General features: G+C 73.6%; 8 protein-coding genes. 2 read left to right on the forward strand and 6 right to left on the reverse strand.

Annotated features, from left to right (window positions below):
• Positions 1-42: 42 nt before the first annotated feature.
• The 3 genes from glgB to ACZLKG_RS04175 are packed head-to-tail and all read right to left on the reverse strand — an operon-like array spanning position 43 to position 7,846.
• A complete protein-coding gene (glgB, locus tag ACZLKG_RS04165) occupies positions 43-3,630 on the reverse strand; it encodes a 1,4-alpha-glucan branching protein GlgB (protein ID WP_463648040.1) in 3,588 nt (1,195 codons plus the stop codon).
• On the reverse strand, positions 3,630-5,645 hold the full coding sequence (gene treS / locus ACZLKG_RS04170) for a maltose alpha-D-glucosyltransferase (RefSeq protein WP_425707897.1): 2,016 nt from the start codon (positions 5,643-5,645) through the stop codon (positions 3,630-3,632). The genes glgB and treS overlap by 1 nt, the downstream gene beginning before the upstream one ends.
• Positions 5,642-7,846 (reverse strand): alpha-1,4-glucan--maltose-1-phosphate maltosyltransferase, encoded by a 2,205-nt coding sequence (locus ACZLKG_RS04175; RefSeq protein WP_463648041.1) that lies wholly within the window; start codon positions 7,844-7,846, stop codon positions 5,642-5,644. The genes treS and ACZLKG_RS04175 overlap by 4 nt, the downstream gene beginning before the upstream one ends.
• 38 nt (positions 7,847-7,884) lie before the next feature.
• On the opposite strand from ACZLKG_RS04175, the gene glgP reads away from it, so the two are divergent.
• Positions 7,885-10,470, forward strand: coding sequence for an alpha-glucan family phosphorylase (gene glgP / locus ACZLKG_RS04180; protein WP_463648042.1), 2,586 nt, complete (start codon positions 7,885-7,887; stop codon positions 10,468-10,470).
• Positions 10,471-10,612: 142 nt separating this feature from the next.
• Here glgP and trpS read toward each other — a convergent pair whose 3' ends face one another.
• The 3 genes from trpS to glgX all read right to left on the reverse strand — a co-directional run bounded on the left by trpS (position 10,613) and on the right by glgX (position 14,912).
• Positions 10,613-11,707 (reverse strand): tryptophan--tRNA ligase, encoded by a 1,095-nt coding sequence (trpS, locus tag ACZLKG_RS04185; RefSeq protein WP_425707900.1) that lies wholly within the window; start codon positions 11,705-11,707, stop codon positions 10,613-10,615.
• 60 nt (positions 11,708-11,767) lie between these two features.
• Positions 11,768-12,571: an alpha/beta hydrolase gene (locus ACZLKG_RS04190; RefSeq protein ID WP_425707901.1), complete on the reverse strand. Its 804-nt coding sequence runs from the start codon at positions 12,569-12,571 to the stop codon at positions 11,768-11,770.
• Positions 12,572-12,692: 121 nt separating this feature from the next.
• The gene (gene glgX, locus ACZLKG_RS04195) at positions 12,693-14,912 is read right to left on the reverse strand and encodes a glycogen debranching protein GlgX (RefSeq protein WP_463648079.1); all 2,220 of its coding nucleotides are present in this window, start codon (positions 14,910-14,912) and stop codon (positions 12,693-12,695) included.
• 170 nt (positions 14,913-15,082) lie between these two features.
• Here glgX and ACZLKG_RS04200 point away from each other — a divergent pair, with 170 nt between their 5' ends.
• On the forward strand, positions 15,083-16,297 hold the full coding sequence (locus ACZLKG_RS04200) for a cysteine desulfurase family protein (RefSeq protein ID WP_463648043.1): 1,215 nt from the start codon (positions 15,083-15,085) through the stop codon (positions 16,295-16,297).
• Positions 16,298-16,340: the final 43 nt, after the last annotated feature.

Consider the following 16,340-nt stretch of genomic DNA (forward strand, 5'->3'; position numbering starts at 1 on the left):
CCGGTGCGGACGCTCGCCCGACGACGTCGGGCGAGCGCCGGGTCACTCCTTCGGCGGCAGCTGCTCGCCGACCGGCTCGAGCCAGATCGCGGACAGGGCCGGCACCCGCAGCGTGATCGACCTCGATCGCCCGTTCCAGGGGACGTCGCGCGCGACCTGGTCGCCGGTGTTGATGATCCCCGAGCCGCCGAAGCGCTCGTCGTCGGTGTTGAGGATCTCGCGCCACCGCGAGCTGCCGGGCACCGCGTCGGGGACGCCCACCCGGTAGCCCTCGTGGGCGGTGCCGGCGAAGTTGACGACGACCATCACGTGGTCGTCGCCGTCGACCGAGCGACGCAGGTAGGTCAGCACGTTGTGGTCGCCGTCGCCGGCCTCGATCCACTCGAAGCCCTCCGGGCGGAAGTCCTGCGACCACATGGCCGGCCGCTCACGGTAGACGGTGTTGAGCTCGTGGACGAGCTGCACGATCGCGTCGTGCTCGGGCTGCTGGGCCTGGGCCCAGTCCAGGCCGGCGCCCTCGTTCCACTCGGTGCCCTGCGCGAACTCCTGACCCATGAACAGCAGCTGCTTGCCCGGGTGCGACCACTGGTAGCCGAGCAGGGCGCGGACGCCGGCCCGTTGCTGCCAGTAGTCGCCCGGCATCTTCGCCAGCAGCGACCCCTTGCCGTGCACGACCTCGTCGTGGCTGATCGGCAGGATGAACTGCTCCGAGTAGGCGTAGACCATCGAGAAGGTGAGCTCGCCGTGGTGGTACCGGCGGTTGATCGGCTCCTCCGCGAGGTAGCGGAGGGTGTCGTTCATCCAGCCCATGTTCCACTTGAGGCCGAACCCGATGCCGCCGGCGGAGGTCATCGCCGTGATGCCGGGCCACGCGGTGGACTCCTCGGCGATCATCATCACCCCCGGCGAGCGCCGGTAGGCGGTCGCGTTGGTCTCCTGGAGGAAGCTGATCGCCTCGAGGTTCTCGCGCCCGCCGCGGGCGTTGGGCCGCCACCGGCCGGGCTCGCGGGAGTAGTCGAGGTAGAGCATCGACGCGACGGCGTCCACCCGCAGGCCATCGACGTGGAACTCCTCGAGCCAGTAGGTGGCGTTGGCGACGAGGAAGTTGCGCACCTCGCGGCGGCCGTAGTTGAAGACGTAGGTGCCCCAGTCGGGCTGCTCACCGCGCAGCGGGTCCGGATCCTCGTACAGGGCGGTCCCGTCGAAGCGGGCGAGCGCGAAGGAGTCCTTGGGGAAGTGCGCCGGCACCCAGTCGACGATGACGCCGATGCCCTCCCGGTGGAGGGTGTCGATGAGGAACCGGAGCTCGTCCGGCGAGCCGAGGCGTGACGTCGCGGCGTAGTACCCGGTGACCTGGTAGCCCCAGGAGCCGCCGAACGGGTGCTCGGCCACGGGCATGAGCTCGACGTGCGTGAAGCCGAGGTACTTCACGTGCGTCACGAGCTCGTCGGCGAGCTCGACGTAGCTCAGCCCCGGCCGCCACGACGGCAGGTGCACCTCGTAGATCGAGATCGGCCCGGCGTGCGGGTCGGTGGCGGCGCGGTCGGCCATCCACGCCTCGTCGCCCCACACGTAGGAGGAGGTCTCGACGACGGACGCCGTGCTCGGCGGCACCTCGGCCCGGCGGGCCATCGGGTCGGCCTTGTCGACCCAGTGCCCCTCGGGGGTGCGGATCTGGAACTTGTACCGCTGCCCGGCGCCGACCCCGGGGACGAAGAGCTCCCACACGCCGGAGCCGCCCAGCGAGCGCATGGCGTGGCGGCGGCCCTCCCAGCCGTTGTGGTCGCCGACCACGCGCACGGCGCGGGCGTTGGGCGCCCACACCGTGAAGGAGACGCCGGAGACCTCACCGAGGACGGAGGGGAACGTGCGGACGTGCGCGCCGAGCGCGGTCCACAGGGTCTCGTGCCGGCCCTCGCCGATGAGGTGGAGATCGACCTCGCCGATCGTGGGCAGGAACCGGTAGGGGTCGTCGACGGTCGTCGTCCGGCCGTCGTAGGTGACCTCGAGCCGGTAGTCCGGGACCGAGACGGTCGGGAGCACGACGGTCCAGATGCCGCCGTGCTCGTGCTCGGCCGGGAAGCGGCCCTCGGTGGTGACCACCGTGACGGCCTCGGCCAGGTGCGCGAGCGCCCGGATCGTCACGCCCTCGGCGCCCGGGTGGGCGCCGAGCACCGAGTGCGGGTCGTGGTGCGTGCCGTCGGCGACCGCGGTGAGCACGTCGGCGTGGACGGCGGCTGGTTCGGCGCTCATGGACCCATTGTTCCCCACGGCGGCGCTTCCCGCGCCGCGGTCGGCGAGCAGGGCGCGCAGGCCGTCGAGCGGCACGCCCAGCCAGTCGGGCCGGTAGCGCGCCTCGTAGTCGATCTCGTACAGCGCCTTGGCGACCTCGGCGGTGTCGAGGAGCGGGCCGCGCACGGAGCGCCCGGCGACGGACTCCCACCCGGCGACGAAGGAACGGCGCGCGGCGGTGGCCCACGCGCGGGTGGCGGCCGGGTCGGCGCCGCCCGCCCGCGCGGTGCCGGCCGCGTAGTCGAAGGAGCGCAGCATCCCGGCGACGTCGCGCTCGGGGATGTCCGGCAGCCGGCGCTCCGTCAGCGACCGCAGCGGCTCGCCCTCGAAGTCGAGCACGACCCAGCCGCGTCCGGGCACGTCGAGGACCTGACCGAGGTGCAGGTCGCCGTGGATGCGCTGGAGCACGGGCCAGGCCGCCTCGACGCCGTGGCCGACGACCTCCCGCACGCGCTCGGCGCGCCCACCGACCTCCGCGGCGGCCGCTCCGGCCCGGCGCAGCCGCTCCTCGACCTGGGCGGTCAGCGCCCGGCGTGCCTCCGAGCCCGGGACGGCGGTGCCGAGGGTGAACAGCCGCGCGTGGATCTCGCCGACGGTCGCACCGAGCGCGCGGGCGCGCGCGGTGAAGTCGGTGCCCGACCGGGCGGCCTCGACGGCCACCTCCCAGGCGTCGCTCGCCCCGGCCAGGTACTCCGTGGCGACGGCAAGGTGCCCCGACGCGGGGGCCCCGTCGTCCTGCCACGTGCCCCTCAGGGCGCCGACGACCCCGGGGACGGTCGTCGAGCCGGCGCGCGAGAGGGCGCCGGTGAGCTCGGCGTCGGGGTTGTCCCCGGCGTCGAGCACGCGGAAGATCTTGACGATGACCGGGGACGCGTCCTGGCCCGGCGCCGGGTCGACGACGAGGGAGGAGTTGGACTGCTCGCCGGTCAGCGGCCGGCTGTCCCCGGCGGGCAGCGCGGAGGTCTCGCCGGGCTCGGCGCCCAGGCCCTCGACCTCGGCGGTGCCGGCCACCGCGCTCAGCGCGAGCCGGCCGAACAGGGGGTCCGCAGGGGCGTCGTAGATCCACCGGGTGCCGAGCTCGGAGTGCTCGACGACCTCGACGAGGCCGGAGTCGTCGGCCAGCGGGGCGCCGCGGTAGGTCAGCGGCACGAGGTAGACGACCGGCTCCTCGGCGTCGTCGCGCAGCATCCACCACTCCACCCCGACCTCGCCGGCCGGGTCCTCCAGGCGCGCCCCGCCGACCCGGGTGAGCCTCGGGTCGGCGGAGCCGCGGTACCACCGCTGGCGCGCGACCCATCGGGGGAGGAAGTCGTCGAACGCGGGGGAGACGGTCGGCATCAGGTGTCCTTCGGGTCCTCGGGTTCGGAGCCAGGGTCCGTGGCCTGGTCGCGGGCGGCGACCGCCTCCTCGACGGGGGAGAGCTCGGAGCGGTCCTCGGGCAGGGGTGGCGTGGGCCCCGCCGCGATCCCGGCGTCGAGGCCGGGGAACATCCCGGTCGTCGGCCGACGGGTGGGCATCGCCGGGGTCGTCGGGGCCGTACGGACGCCCGAGCCCGGGTACGACGGGCCGGTGGCCACGCTCGGCGGGCCCTGGAAGTCCGCGTGCGCCGTGTCCGTGCGCCCCTCCAGCGGCGCCGTCGGCACCGTCCCGGGACGCGTGAGCTCGAGCCAGAAGAAGTCGCGCGAGCCGAGCGTGAGCTCGAGCGTGCCGTCCGGGCCGACCGCCGGGAACCGGGCGCCGCCGAACACGTCGGTCGCCTCCCAGCCCGCGTGCTCGGGCACGTCGACCCGGGCCGTGCGCGGGGTGTTGGCGAGGTTGGACACGCACAGCACCGTGGTGGCGACGTTCGACCGCGTGAACGCGAGCACCGCCTCGTTGTCGACGTCGCGGGGCACGAAGTCGCCGTCGCCGAACACGGGGTAGCGGCGCCGCACCTCCAGCATGCCGCGCACCCAGTGCAGCAGCGAGGTGGGCTGGGCGAGCTGGGACTCGACGTTGACCGCCGTGTACGTGCTCACGAGCGACTGGACGACGGGCAGGTAGAGCCGGCCCGGGTCCTGGGCGGTGGAGAAGCCCGCGTTGCGGTCCGGCGTCCACTGCATGGGCGTGCGCACGCCGTCGCGGTCGTTCAACCAGATGTTGTCCCCCATCCCGATCTCGTCCCCGTAGTACAGGTACGGCGACCCGGGCAGGGACAGCAGGAGCGCGTTCGCGAGCTCGAGCTCGGCGCGGGAGTGGCCCAGCAGCGGCGCGAGGCGGCGACGGATGCCGACGTTCGCCCGCATGCGCGGGTCCTCCGCGTACCAGCCGTACATGGCGGCGCGCTCCTCGGTGCTCACCATCTCGAGCGTGAGCTCGTCGTGGTTGCGCAGGAACGTCGCCCACTGGGCGCCCTGGGGCAGGTCGGGGGTGGCGGCGAGGATGTCCCGGATCGCCGACGCCCGCTGGTCGCGCAGCGCGTAGAAGATGCGCGGCATGACGGGGAAGTGGAAGCACATGTGGCACTCGGGCGCCTCGGGCGTGCCGTAGTAGTCCACGACGTCCTCGGGCCACTGGTTCGCCTCGGCGAGGACGAGCGTGCCGGGGAACTCGTCGTCGATCATCGCCCGCAGCCGGGCGAGGAACGCGTGGGTGGCCGGGAGGTTCTCGCAGTTCGTCCCCTCCTCCTCGAACAGGTAGGGCACGGCGTCGAGCCGGAACCCGTCGACCCCGCGGCGCGCCCAGAACCGCACGACGTCGAAGATCGCCTCCTGCACCGCCGGGTTCTCGTAGTTGAGGTCCGGCTGGTGGGAGAAGAACCGGTGCCAGAAGTACTGGCGGCGCACGGTGTCGAACGTCCAGTTCGACTCCTCCGTGTCGACGAAGATGATCCGCGCGCCGGAGTACCGCTCGTTGGTGTCGCTCCACACGTAGAAGTCGCCGTACGGGCCGTCGGGGTTGTTCCGCGAGGCCTGGAACCAGGGGTGGGCGTCGGACGTGTGGTTGGCGACGACGTCGATGAGGACCCGGATCCCGCGGGCGTGCGCCTCGGAGACGAACTCGTCGAAGTCGTCCAGCGAGCCGTACTGCGGGTCGACGGCGGTGAAGTCGGCGACGTCGTAACCGCCGTCGCGCTGCGGCGAGGGGTAGAACGGCGGGACCCACAGGCAGTCGATGCCCAGCCACTGGAGGTAGTCCAGGCGCGAGGTCAGCCCGCGGAAGTCGCCCGTGCCGTCCGCCGTGCTGTCGGAGAACGTCTTGACGTAGACCTCGTAGAACACCGCGGTCCGGTACCACTCCGGGTCGTCGGACAGGCCCGGCCGCGTAGCGGCGGGCGCGTCCTCGGGCAGGTCGGGGATCGTCGGCGCGCTCATCGCAGCACCGTCAGCACGTGGGCGGTGCGCTCGGACGGCGTGAGTCGCACGTACGGGCTGGCGCCCCACTCGTAGACGGCGCCGTCGAGCTCGTCGCGGACCGTGAGGACGTGCTGCTCGGGTCCTGCTCCCGTCGGCACGTCGATGCCGATCGCGGCCAGGTCGAGATGGACGAGGCCGTCGCGCGTGGTGAACGGGTCGAGGTTGGCCACGACGATGACGGTGTCCTCGTGCCCGGTGGGTGACTGGTCCGCCGGCAGGTGGCGGGAGAACGCGAGGATCTGGTCGCTCGTCGTGGCGTGCAGGGCCACGTTGCGCAGCCGCTGCAGCGCCGGGTGCGCCCGGCGGGCGACGTTGAGCTTGCGCAGCAGCGGGGCGATCCCGCGGACCTCGTCCTGGGAGTGGTCCCGGGCCTTGAGCTCGTACTTCTCGTTGTCGACCTGCTCCTCCGCCCCGGGGCGCGGCACGTTCTCGATCAGCTCGTACCCCGAGTAGATGCCCCACGTGGGCGATCCGGTCGCGGCGAGCACCGCGCGGACGGCGAACGCGGCCGCACCGCCCTGCTGCATGTACGGCGTGAGGATGTCGTGGGTGGTCGGCCAGAACGCCGGCCGCATGTGGGTGTCGGTCTCGTGCGCGACCTCGAGGAGGTAGTCGCCGAGCTCCTCCTTCGTGTTGCGCCACGTGAAGTACGTGTAGCTCTGGTGGAAGCCGATGGCGCCGAGGGTGCGCATCATCGCCGGCCGGGTGAAGGCCTCGGCGAGGAAGACGACCTCGGGGTGCCGCGCCCGGAAGTCGGTGAGGATGCGGTGCCAGAAGTCCAGCGGCTTCGTGTGCGGGTTGTCGACCCGGAACATGGTGACCCCGTGGTCGACCCACGTCTGCAGCACGTCGCGCACCGCCGAGTAGATGCCCTCGGGGTCGTTGTCGAAGTTCAGCGGGTAGATGTCCTGGTACTTCTTCGGCGGGTTCTCCGCGAAGGCGATCGACCCGTCCGCCCGCGTCGTGAACCACTCGGGGTGCTCCGTGACCCACGGGTGGTCCGGGGACGCCTGGAGCGCCACGTCGAGGGCGACCTCCATGCCGAGACCGCGCGCCCGGTCGACGAAGTGGTCGAAGTCGTCGAAGGTCCCGAGCTCCGGGTGGATGGCGTCGTGCCCGCCCTCGGGCGAGCCGATGCCGTACGGGGAGCCGGGGTCCCCCGGCTCGGCGCCGAGGGTGTTGTTGCGGCCCTTGCGGTTCGTCGTGCCGATCGGGTGGACCGGGGTGAGGTAGACGACGTCGAAGCCCAGGTCGGCGATGCGCGGCAGGTCCTCGGCGGCCGTGCGCAGCGTGCCGGAGACCATCTGCCCGGTCACGGGGTCGCGGTAGGCGCCCGTCGAGCGCGGGAAGATCTCGTACCAGGACCCGTAGAGGGCCTTGAGGCGGTCGACCTGCAGCGGGTAGGTCGCCGACGGCGAGAGCGCGTCCCGCAGCGGGGCCCGCTCGAGCAGGGACCGCACGTCCTCGGATGTCGCGCGCACCATCCGCTCGCCGGGGGCGAGGGTCTCGTCGGCGAGCACGGCCGCGGCGGCGAGCAGGAGGTCGCGGTCGGCGGCGGGGCGCTCGAGCTCGGCGGCACGCGTGAGCACGATCGCGCCCTCGGCGAGCATGAGATCGACGTCGACGTCGGCCTCGATCTTCACCTCGGCGTCGTGGATCCAGGTCCCCACGGGGTCCGACCAGGCCTCGATGCGGAAGGACCAGTCGCCGGGCGTGTCGGGCGTCAGCCACGCCTCGAGACGGTCGAGCCCGGGCGCGACGTCGACCATGCGGGCGCTCGAGTGCACGGAGCCGTCGGGCCGCAGCAGCACGGCGGTCGCCCCGAGCAGGTCGTGCCCCTCGCGGAAGACGGTCGCGGAGATGGGCAGCGCCTCGCCGGCGGTCGCCTTCGCGGGCCAGCGGCCGTCCTCGATCACGGGGGCGACCTCGACGACGGGTATGCGCCCGACGGGGGCGAACGCCGCCGGTGCGGGTGGTCGGGCCGAGGCGGGCCAGGGGGTCAGCGGGGCGGCCCGTCCGGGGGTGCGCGTGGACTCGGGTGGCTGCGTGTGGCTCACGTCCGCCAACCTACCGAGTCGCCCGGACGTCCGCGGCCCGAACGACGTCCGGGCCGCTGACCCGGGCGTCGGCGGGGACCCGCCGGGCCGGGCCTGCAACATGACAGAAACCCGACAACGGACCGGCTAGGCTCGCCCGCGTGAGAGCCATCCGCCGTTTCACGGTCCGCACCGTCCTCCCCGAGGCGCTCGCGCCTCTCGACACCCTCGCGACGAACCTGCGCTGGTCCTGGCACGAACCGACCCGCGCCCTGTTCGAGTCGTTCGACCCCGAGGCGTGGACGGAGGTGCACGAGGACCCGATCCGGCTCCTCGGCGCGCTCCCGCGCACCCGGCTCGACGAGCTCGCCGCCGACCCGGACGTGGTCGCGCGCGTGCGCGAGCTCGATGCCGACCTGGCGACCTACATGACCGAGCCCCGCTGGTACCAGACCGAGGGCCCGGCGGACCGGCCGGCCGCGGTCGCCTACTTCTCCGCCGAGTACGGCATCACCTCCGTGCTGCCCCAGTACTCCGGCGGCCTCGGCATCCTCGCCGGGGACCACCTGAAGTCCGCCTCCGACCTGGGCGTGCCGATCGTCGGCGTCGGGCTGCTGTACGGCGCCGGCTACTTCAAGCAGTCGCTCACCCGCGAGGGCTGGCAGCACGAGACCTACCCGCTGGTCGACCCGGACAACCTGCCGCTCGCGCTCCTTCGCGAGCCGGACGGCACACCGTCGCGGGTCGAGCTGGCGCTGCCCGGCGGCCGCACGCTGCGCGCCCAGGTGTGGGTCGCCCAGGTCGGCCGCGTGCCGCTGCTCCTGCTGGACTCCGACGTGCCCGACAACGACGAGCGCGAGCGCAAGGTCACCGACCGGCTCTACGGGGGCTCCGCCGAGCACCGGCTCGAGCAGGAGCTGCTCCTGGGCATGGGCGGCGTGCGCGCCGTCCGCCTGTACTCACGCCTCACCGGTGCGCCGGCGCCGGAGGTCTACCACTGCAACGAGGGCCACGCCGGGTTCCTCTCGGTCGAGCGCATCCGCGAGCACGTCCAGGGCGAGGGGTTGGACCTCGGCGCCGCCCTGGAGTCGGTCCGGGCGGCGACCGTGTTCACCACGCACACGCCCGTCCCCGCCGGCATCGACCGGTTCTCCCGCGAGCTCGTCTCCCGGTACTTCGGCGGCGAGGTGGCCATCCCCGGCGTCGGGCTGGAGGAGATCCTCGCCCTGGGCGCCGAGGACTTCGAGGGCGGCAACCCCGAGGTCTTCAACATGGCGGTCATGGGCCTGCGCGTGGCGCGCATGGCCAACGGCGTGGCCGAGCTGCACGGCTCGGTCTCCCGCGGCATGTTCGCCCACCTGTGGCCGGGGTTCGACGTCACCGAGGTGCCGATCACCTCGGTGACCAACGGCGTCCACGGGCCCACGTGGGTGGACCCGCTGTTCGCGGAGCGGGCGACGGAGCGTCTCGGCGAGCGCTCGCTCACCTTCGGCGAGGGCTGGGAGCGGACCGAGGCCGAGGGCGGGTTCTCCGACCTCGAGCTGTGGCAGACCCGCAACGAGCTGCGCCGCAAGCTCGTCGACTCCGCCCGCGAGCGGCTGCGCAAGTCGTGGCTCGACCGCGGTGCGTCGCCGGCCGAGCTCGGCTGGACCGCCGACGCGCTCGACCCGGACGTCCTGACGATCGGGTTCGCGCGCCGCGTGCCGACCTACAAGCGCCTCACCCTCATGCTCAAGGATCCCGAGCGCCTCACGCGCCTGCTCACCGACCCGGAGCGCCCGATCCAGATCGTCGTGGCGGGCAAGTCCCACCCCGACGACGAGCCCGGCGTCGGCCTCATCCAGCAGTTCGTCACCTTCGCCGACCAGGCGGGCGTGCGCGACCGGCTCGTGTTCCTCCCGAACTACGACATCGCCATGGCGGGCACGCTCATGCCCGGCTGCGACGTGTGGCTCAACAACCCGCTGCGTCCGCTCGAGGCGTCGGGGACCTCGGGCATGAAGTGCGCGATCAACGGCGCGCTCAACCTGTCGATCCTCGACGGCTGGTGGGACGAGATGTTCGACGGCGTCAACGGCTGGGCGATCCCCACCGCGGACGGCGTCGAGGACACCGAGCACCGCGACACCCTCGAGGCCGCCGCGCTGTACGACCTGCTCGAGAACGTCGTCGTGCCCCGGTTCTACGACCGGGACGAGGACGGCGTGCCCGCGCACTGGATGGAGCAGGTGCGGCACACCCTGTCCACGCTCGGGCCGAAGGTGCAGGCCACGCGCATGCTGCGCGACTACGTCGAGCAGCTCTACACGCCGGTCGCCGTGGCCGGCCGTGCGCTGAACGGCACCGACCGGTTCGAGGGCGCCAAGGAGCTCGCCACGTGGAAGCGCCGCGTGCGCACCGCGTGGGCGTCCGTCCGGGTCGACACGGTCGACGCCCACGACTTCCCGGACGTCGTCAAGGTCGGCGACTCGATCAGCGTGACGACCGCGGTCGCGCTGGGCGACCTCGCGCCGGAGGACGTCCAGGTGCAGGTGGTCTCCGGCCGGGTCGACGACTCCGACGAGCTGGGCGACCTCACCGTGACGCCGCTGGCGCACGAGGGCAGCGTCGACGGGCGCCACACGTTCGCCGGCGACGTCACGCTGGACCACGCCGGCTCGTTCGGCTACTCGGTCCGGGTCGTCCCGCAGCACCGCCTGCTCGACGGCGTCACCGAGCTCGGTCTCGCGGCCTCCGCCCAGGGCTGACCACCTCCTTCGACGAGTGAGGGGATTTTTCCGCGGGTGAGCGGGGTCCTGCCTCACTCACGACCGAGCCCGTCGGTGCGTGCGTCTGCAGGCACTGACGGGCTCGGTCGTCCGGGCCGAGAAGGCCCGAGCAGGTGGTCGGTCAGTAGTCCATCTGCATCGCGGCGCGGACGTCGGCCAGGGTGGCCTCGGCGACGGCGCTCGCCCGCTCGTTTCCCTCACGCAGGATCTGGCTGAGCTGGGCAGGGTCGGCCGCATAGGTCGTGCGGCGCTCGCGGATCGGCCCGAAGTGGTCGTTGACCGCCTCCGTCACGAGCTTCTTCAGGCCGCCACCGCCCGCGTCGCCCAGCTCCTCGGCCACGTCGACCGGGTCCCGGCCCAGGCACAGCGCGGCCAGCTGGACGAGGTTGGAGACCTCCGGCCGTCCCGCGGGGTCGAACGTGATGTGCCGGTCGGCGTCGGTGACGGCCTTCTTGATGATCCGCGCCGTGGTGTCGGCGTCCATCCCGATCTCGATCGTGTTGCCCTTGGACTTGCTCATCTTCGCGCCGTCCATGCCGAGCAGGAGGGGGGCGGGGGAGAGCAGCGCGTCGGCCTGCGGGAAGATGGGCCGCTCGGGATCGACCCGGCCGTAGCGCTCGTCGAACCGGCGGGCGACGAGGCGCGTGAGCTCGATGTGGGGGAGCTGGTCCTTGCCCACCGGCACGAGGTTCGCCCGGCAGAACAGGATGTCGGCCGCCTGGTGCACGGGGAACGTGAGCATGAGCCCGGACATCGGCCGGGAGGACCCGGCGAGCTCGTCCTTGACCGTGGGGTTGCGGCGCAGCTCGGCGTCGGTGACGAGCGAGAGGAACGGGAGCAGGAGCTGGTTGAGCGCCGTCACGCTCGAGTGCGTGAAGATCGTCGAGCGGGCGGGGTCGATGCCGACGGCGAGGTAGTCCGCGAGCGCGGAGAGCACGTTGTCCTTGAGGTCGCCGACGCCGTCCCGGTCGTAGATCACCTGGTAGTCCGCCACCAGCACGTAGGACTCCACGCCGAGGTCCTGCAGGCGCACCCGGTTCGCCAGCGAACCGAAGTAGTGCCCGATGTGCAGCTGACCCGTGGGGCGGTCGCCCGTGAGCACGCGGTACCGCTCGGGGTGCTCCGCGAGGTCGGCCTCGATCGCGTCGCTGCGCGACTGGGAGCGGGCGAGGCTGGCGGAATCGGTGGTGGAGAGCTCGTCGATCGTGTCGGTCACGGGCTCAGACTAGGCGCTCCGGCGCGGCGGCCCGGCGGTGGGTCCGCGGGCCGCCGGCGCTCAGCCGGGTAGGACGCGGTCCACGAACGCGGTGACGTCGCGAAGGACCTCCTCCTTGTTCGTCTCGTTGAAGATCTCGTGCTGTGCGCCCGGGTAGGTGCCGCTCTCGGTGGCCGGCCCGGCGACGGCCGCCACGCCCGCCTGGCTCGGCCCGATGGGCACCAGCCGGTCGTCCTCGCCGTGCAGGTACAGCACCGGGAGGTCGCCGAGCGATCCGTGCTCGGTGATCCGGGCCATCGCGGTGTTCAGCGCCTCGAGGGTCTCCCGCCTGAAGTCGCCGTGCCACACGAGGGGGTCGTCGGCGTAGATGCGCCCGATCTCGGGGTCCCGGGAGAGCGTCCCGGGGTCGATCGGGGTCGGCGGGATCGGGTCCTGGGGGAGGAGGTCGTCGACGACGGCCCAGCTGCCGAGCACGGGGCCGGACAGGACGAGGGCGGTGAGCTCGGCGGCGTGGAGCTGCGCGTACCGGGTGGCGATGAGACCGCCCATGGAGTGCCCGATCATGATCACGGGGACGTCCGGGTGGTCGGCCCGCGCGGAGGAGACGAGCTGGTGGAGGTCGGCCACCACGTCGTCGTAGTCGCGCACGAGCACCCGCTCGCCCTCGCTCTGCCCGTGTCCCGCGTGGTCGAGCCCGTAGACGACGGCCCCGTGCGCTCCCAGGGTGGCGGCGACCCACTCGTACCGGCCGATGTGCTCCCCGTAGCCGTGGACCAGCACGGCCACGTAGCGGGGGTGGTCGACCCCCCGCCACACCCGTGCGGCGACCTGCCCGGCGTGCCCCTCGTACGTCCACGCGTCCATGCGTCCTCGTTCCGTCGTGCCCTGCCCGCGCCGGTGCGGACGCACCGGGCGACCGGCGTCGTCGCCGGAGGCTGTCTGTGGGCCCAGCGTAGCAACGGTGACCCGGGTCACGGGCGACGGGTCATCCGTCGCCGGCGGGCCCGGTCCGCTCCCCGCCCGCCAGGTAGAGGCGCATGGACAGCGGGGCGAGCAGCACGACCTCGCCGGGCGCTGCAGTCAGCGACCACGGGTCGCGGTCCTGCTCGGCCTCGGCGTACGAGGGGGACTCCCACTCCGAGCTCCAGGCGAGCTCGAGGTCGACGCCGCGCCCCTCGGGGAGCCGCACCGACTCGTAGTCGAGCGAGCTCGACAGCACCACGAGGACGTCCGCGTGCCCACCGCCGCCCGAGCGCAGCATCTGCAGGACCCGGACACGCGGGTCGTGCCAGCGGTGCGCGCCCATCTCCCGGGCGTCGGCGTCGAGCCAGGCCAGGTCGGGCACCCGGTCGCCGTCCGCGACGCGCCCGGTGTAGAAGCGCTCGGGGCGCAGGACCGGCTGCTCGCGTCGCAGTCGAAGCAGGTGCCGGGTGGTCGCGAGGAGGTCCTCCCGCCATCGACCAAGGTTCCAGTCGAGGTAGGACATCGCGTTGTCCTGCGAGTATGAGTTGTTGTTCCCGCGCTGCGTGCGTCCGATCTCGTCGCCGGCCGTGAGCATGGGCGTCCCGGGCGAGAGCAGCAGCGTGCCCAGGAGGTTGCGGATCGAGCGGCGCCTGAGCGGGAGGACGTCGGCGGCCGGGGAGTCGCTCGGCACGGGCCCCTCGGCCCCGTGGTTCCACGACCGGTTGTCGACCGTCCCGTCCCGGTTGTCCTCGAGGTTGGCGGAGTTGTCCTTGTGCTCGTAGGCGACGAGGTCGGCGAGGGTGAATCCGTCGTGCGCGGTGACGTAGCTGATCGATGCGTGCGGTCCGCGCCCGCCCGGCACCTGCCCGTACCCGAACATGTCGGCCGACCCGGACAGCCGGGTCGCGAGGTCCCGCAGGTCGCGGCCGCTCCCGCCCTTCGCGGCGGCGCCGGGGTCGGCCAGCCAGAACGTGCGTACGGCGTCGCGGAAGCGGTCGTTCCACTCCGCGACGGGGGCGGCGAACTGGCCCGTCCGCCACCCGTCCGGGCCGAGGTCCCAGGGCTCCGCGACGTGCTTGACCTCGCGCAGCACCGGGTCCGTCGCCAGGGCCACCAGGAGCGGGTGGTAGGCCGTGAACTGGTCGGCGTTGCGCCCGAGCGTGACCGCGAGGTCGTAGCGGAAGCCGTCGACGCCGACCTCGCTCACCCAGTACCGCAGCGAGTCCAGGACCATGCGGACGACCTCGGTACGCCTGGGGTCGAGGGTGTTGCCGCACCCGGTCATGTCGAGCATGCGCCCGCGGTCGTGGTCGTCGTGCAGGTAGTAGCCCGACGAGTCGAGCCCGCGCCAGGACACGCTCGGCCCGGCGACCCCGCCCTCGCAGGTGTGGTTGTAGACGACGTCGAGGAGGACCTCGATGCCCGCCGCATGCAGCAGCGCGACCATGCCCTTGACCTCGGCGAGCACGGCGGCCGGGCCGGCGGCACGCGCGGCGGCGGTCGCGTAGGAGGGCTCGGGCGCGAGGAACCCCAGCGTGTTGTAGCCCCAGTAGTTGGTCAGGCCCTTGGCGACCAGGTGCGGCTCGTCCATCTTCGCGTGGATCGGCAGCAGCTCGACCGCCGTGACGCCGAGCGAGCGCAGGTGATCGATCGCCGCCGGGTGCGCGAGACCGGCGTAGGTGCCCCGCAGCCGGTCCGGCACGCCGGGGAGCGTCATCGTCAGGCCGCGGACGTGCGCCTCGTAGATCACCGTGTCGCGCCACGGCGTCCTCGGGGACGGGACCGCCCCGTCGAACCGGTCGTCGACGACGACGGCGTGCGCGACGTCAGCGGCCGAGTCCCGCGGGTCCGGCGAGCCGGTGCCGTCGACCGGGGCGAGGTCCTCGCCGACCACGTGCGCGTAGACGGCCGGCGTGAGCCGCGTCGTCCCGGCGATCCCGCGCGCGTACGGGTCGAGGAGCAGCTTGGCCGGGTTGTGCCGCTGACCGCGCGGCGGGCTCCAGGGGCCGTGCACGCGCAGGCCGTAGCGCTGCCCGGCACGGACGCCGGGAACGTGCCCGTGCCAGACGCCGTGGACGGGGCCGCGCAGGGAGTGGCGGCGCTCGGTGAGGCTGCCGTCGGGCGCGACGTCGACGAGGCACAGGTCGACCCGGGTGGCCCGGGAGGAGTAGACGCCGACGTCGATGCCGTCGCCGACCAGGTGCACACCGCGGCGGTCCGGGCGCGACGCCGGGGCGGGCACCGGCTGCGCGCCGACCTCCTCGTAGAGCCGGGGGACCGTGGTGCGTGGGGCGGGGGTGCGGGGGGCGTCGGCGCGTGGGGTGGGCGCCGAGAAGTTCCTGGTACTCACGGTCCCATCCAACCTCAGCAGGGCGGGCGGTCCGGCCCGACGGGCTGCCTACGCTGGGAACCGTGCGCCACTACCTCGACCACGCCGCCGCGACCGACCTCCTCCCGGAGGCCGCCGCCGCGCACGCGGACGAGCTGGCGCGGCAGGTCGCGGCGCCGGGCAACCCGTCGAGCGGGCACGCCGCGGGGCGCGCGGCCCGGGCCCGCTGGGAGGAGGCACGCGAGCGGATCGCCGCGGCCCTGGACGCGGACGCCGCCGAGGTGATCCTCACCTCGGGCGCGACGGAGGCCGACACCCTCGCGTTGACCGGCGTGGTGCGCGCCGCGCACCTGGCCCGCAGGACCCCGCGCTGCGTGGCGCACTCCGCGGTCGAGCACCCCTCCGTGCTGAGCACCGCCCGGCACCTCGAGGACGACGGCCTCTCGGCCGCCCACCAGCTCCCCGTGCTCCCCGACGGACGGCTCGACCTCGACGCCGCCCGCGAGGTCCTGTCCTGCCCGCCGGCCCTGTACTCCGTGACCGCCGTGTGCCACGAGACCGGCGTGGTCCAGCCGCTCCGCGAGCTCGTGACGATCGCCCGCACCGCGGCCGACCGGGAGCGCCCGCGCGGCGTGCCCGTGCACACCGACGCCTCCCAGGCGCTCGGCGTCCTGCCCGTCCGGTTCCACGCCGACGACCTCGACGCGTGCACGATCGCCGGGCCGAAGATCGGCGCGCCGGTGGGGACGGGTGCCCTCATCGCCCGGCGTGACCTGGAGCTGGCCCCGGTCGGGGGCGGTGGCGGCCAGCAGCGCTCGGTCCGTTCCGGCACCCTCGACGTCGCGGGGGCCACGGCGCTCGCCGTCGCCGTCGAGCACGCGGTGGCCACGCGTGAGGCGCACGCCGCCCGGATGTCCGCACTGCGCGCCGAGCTCGTGTCCGGGATCGCGCCACGGATCCCCGGACTCGTCGTCACCGGCCCCGACCCGGACCGGCCGGAGAGCGCGGAGGTGAGCCCCGCCGTCGTGCACGTGCGGATCCCCGGCGCGGACCCGGACGCGCTCCTGCTCGCCCTCGACGCCGCGGGGATCGACGCCTCGCCGGGCGCGGCCTGCACCACCGGCGTCCTCGGTGCGAGCGACGTCCTGCTCGCCATGGGCCTGTCCGAGGCCGACGCGCGCACCGGCCTGCGCCTCTCGATGGGACGCACCACCACCGCGGACGACGTCGTGGCCGTCGTCCGCGCACTGCCCGGCGCGGCCGAGTCCGCCCGGGCGGTGGGCGCCCTCTCGTCCTGAGTCGCTGCTGCCCGGGCCGCGGTGCGCGACAATGGCTGGCGCC

The organism is Georgenia sp. Z2081 (assembly GCF_055326445.1).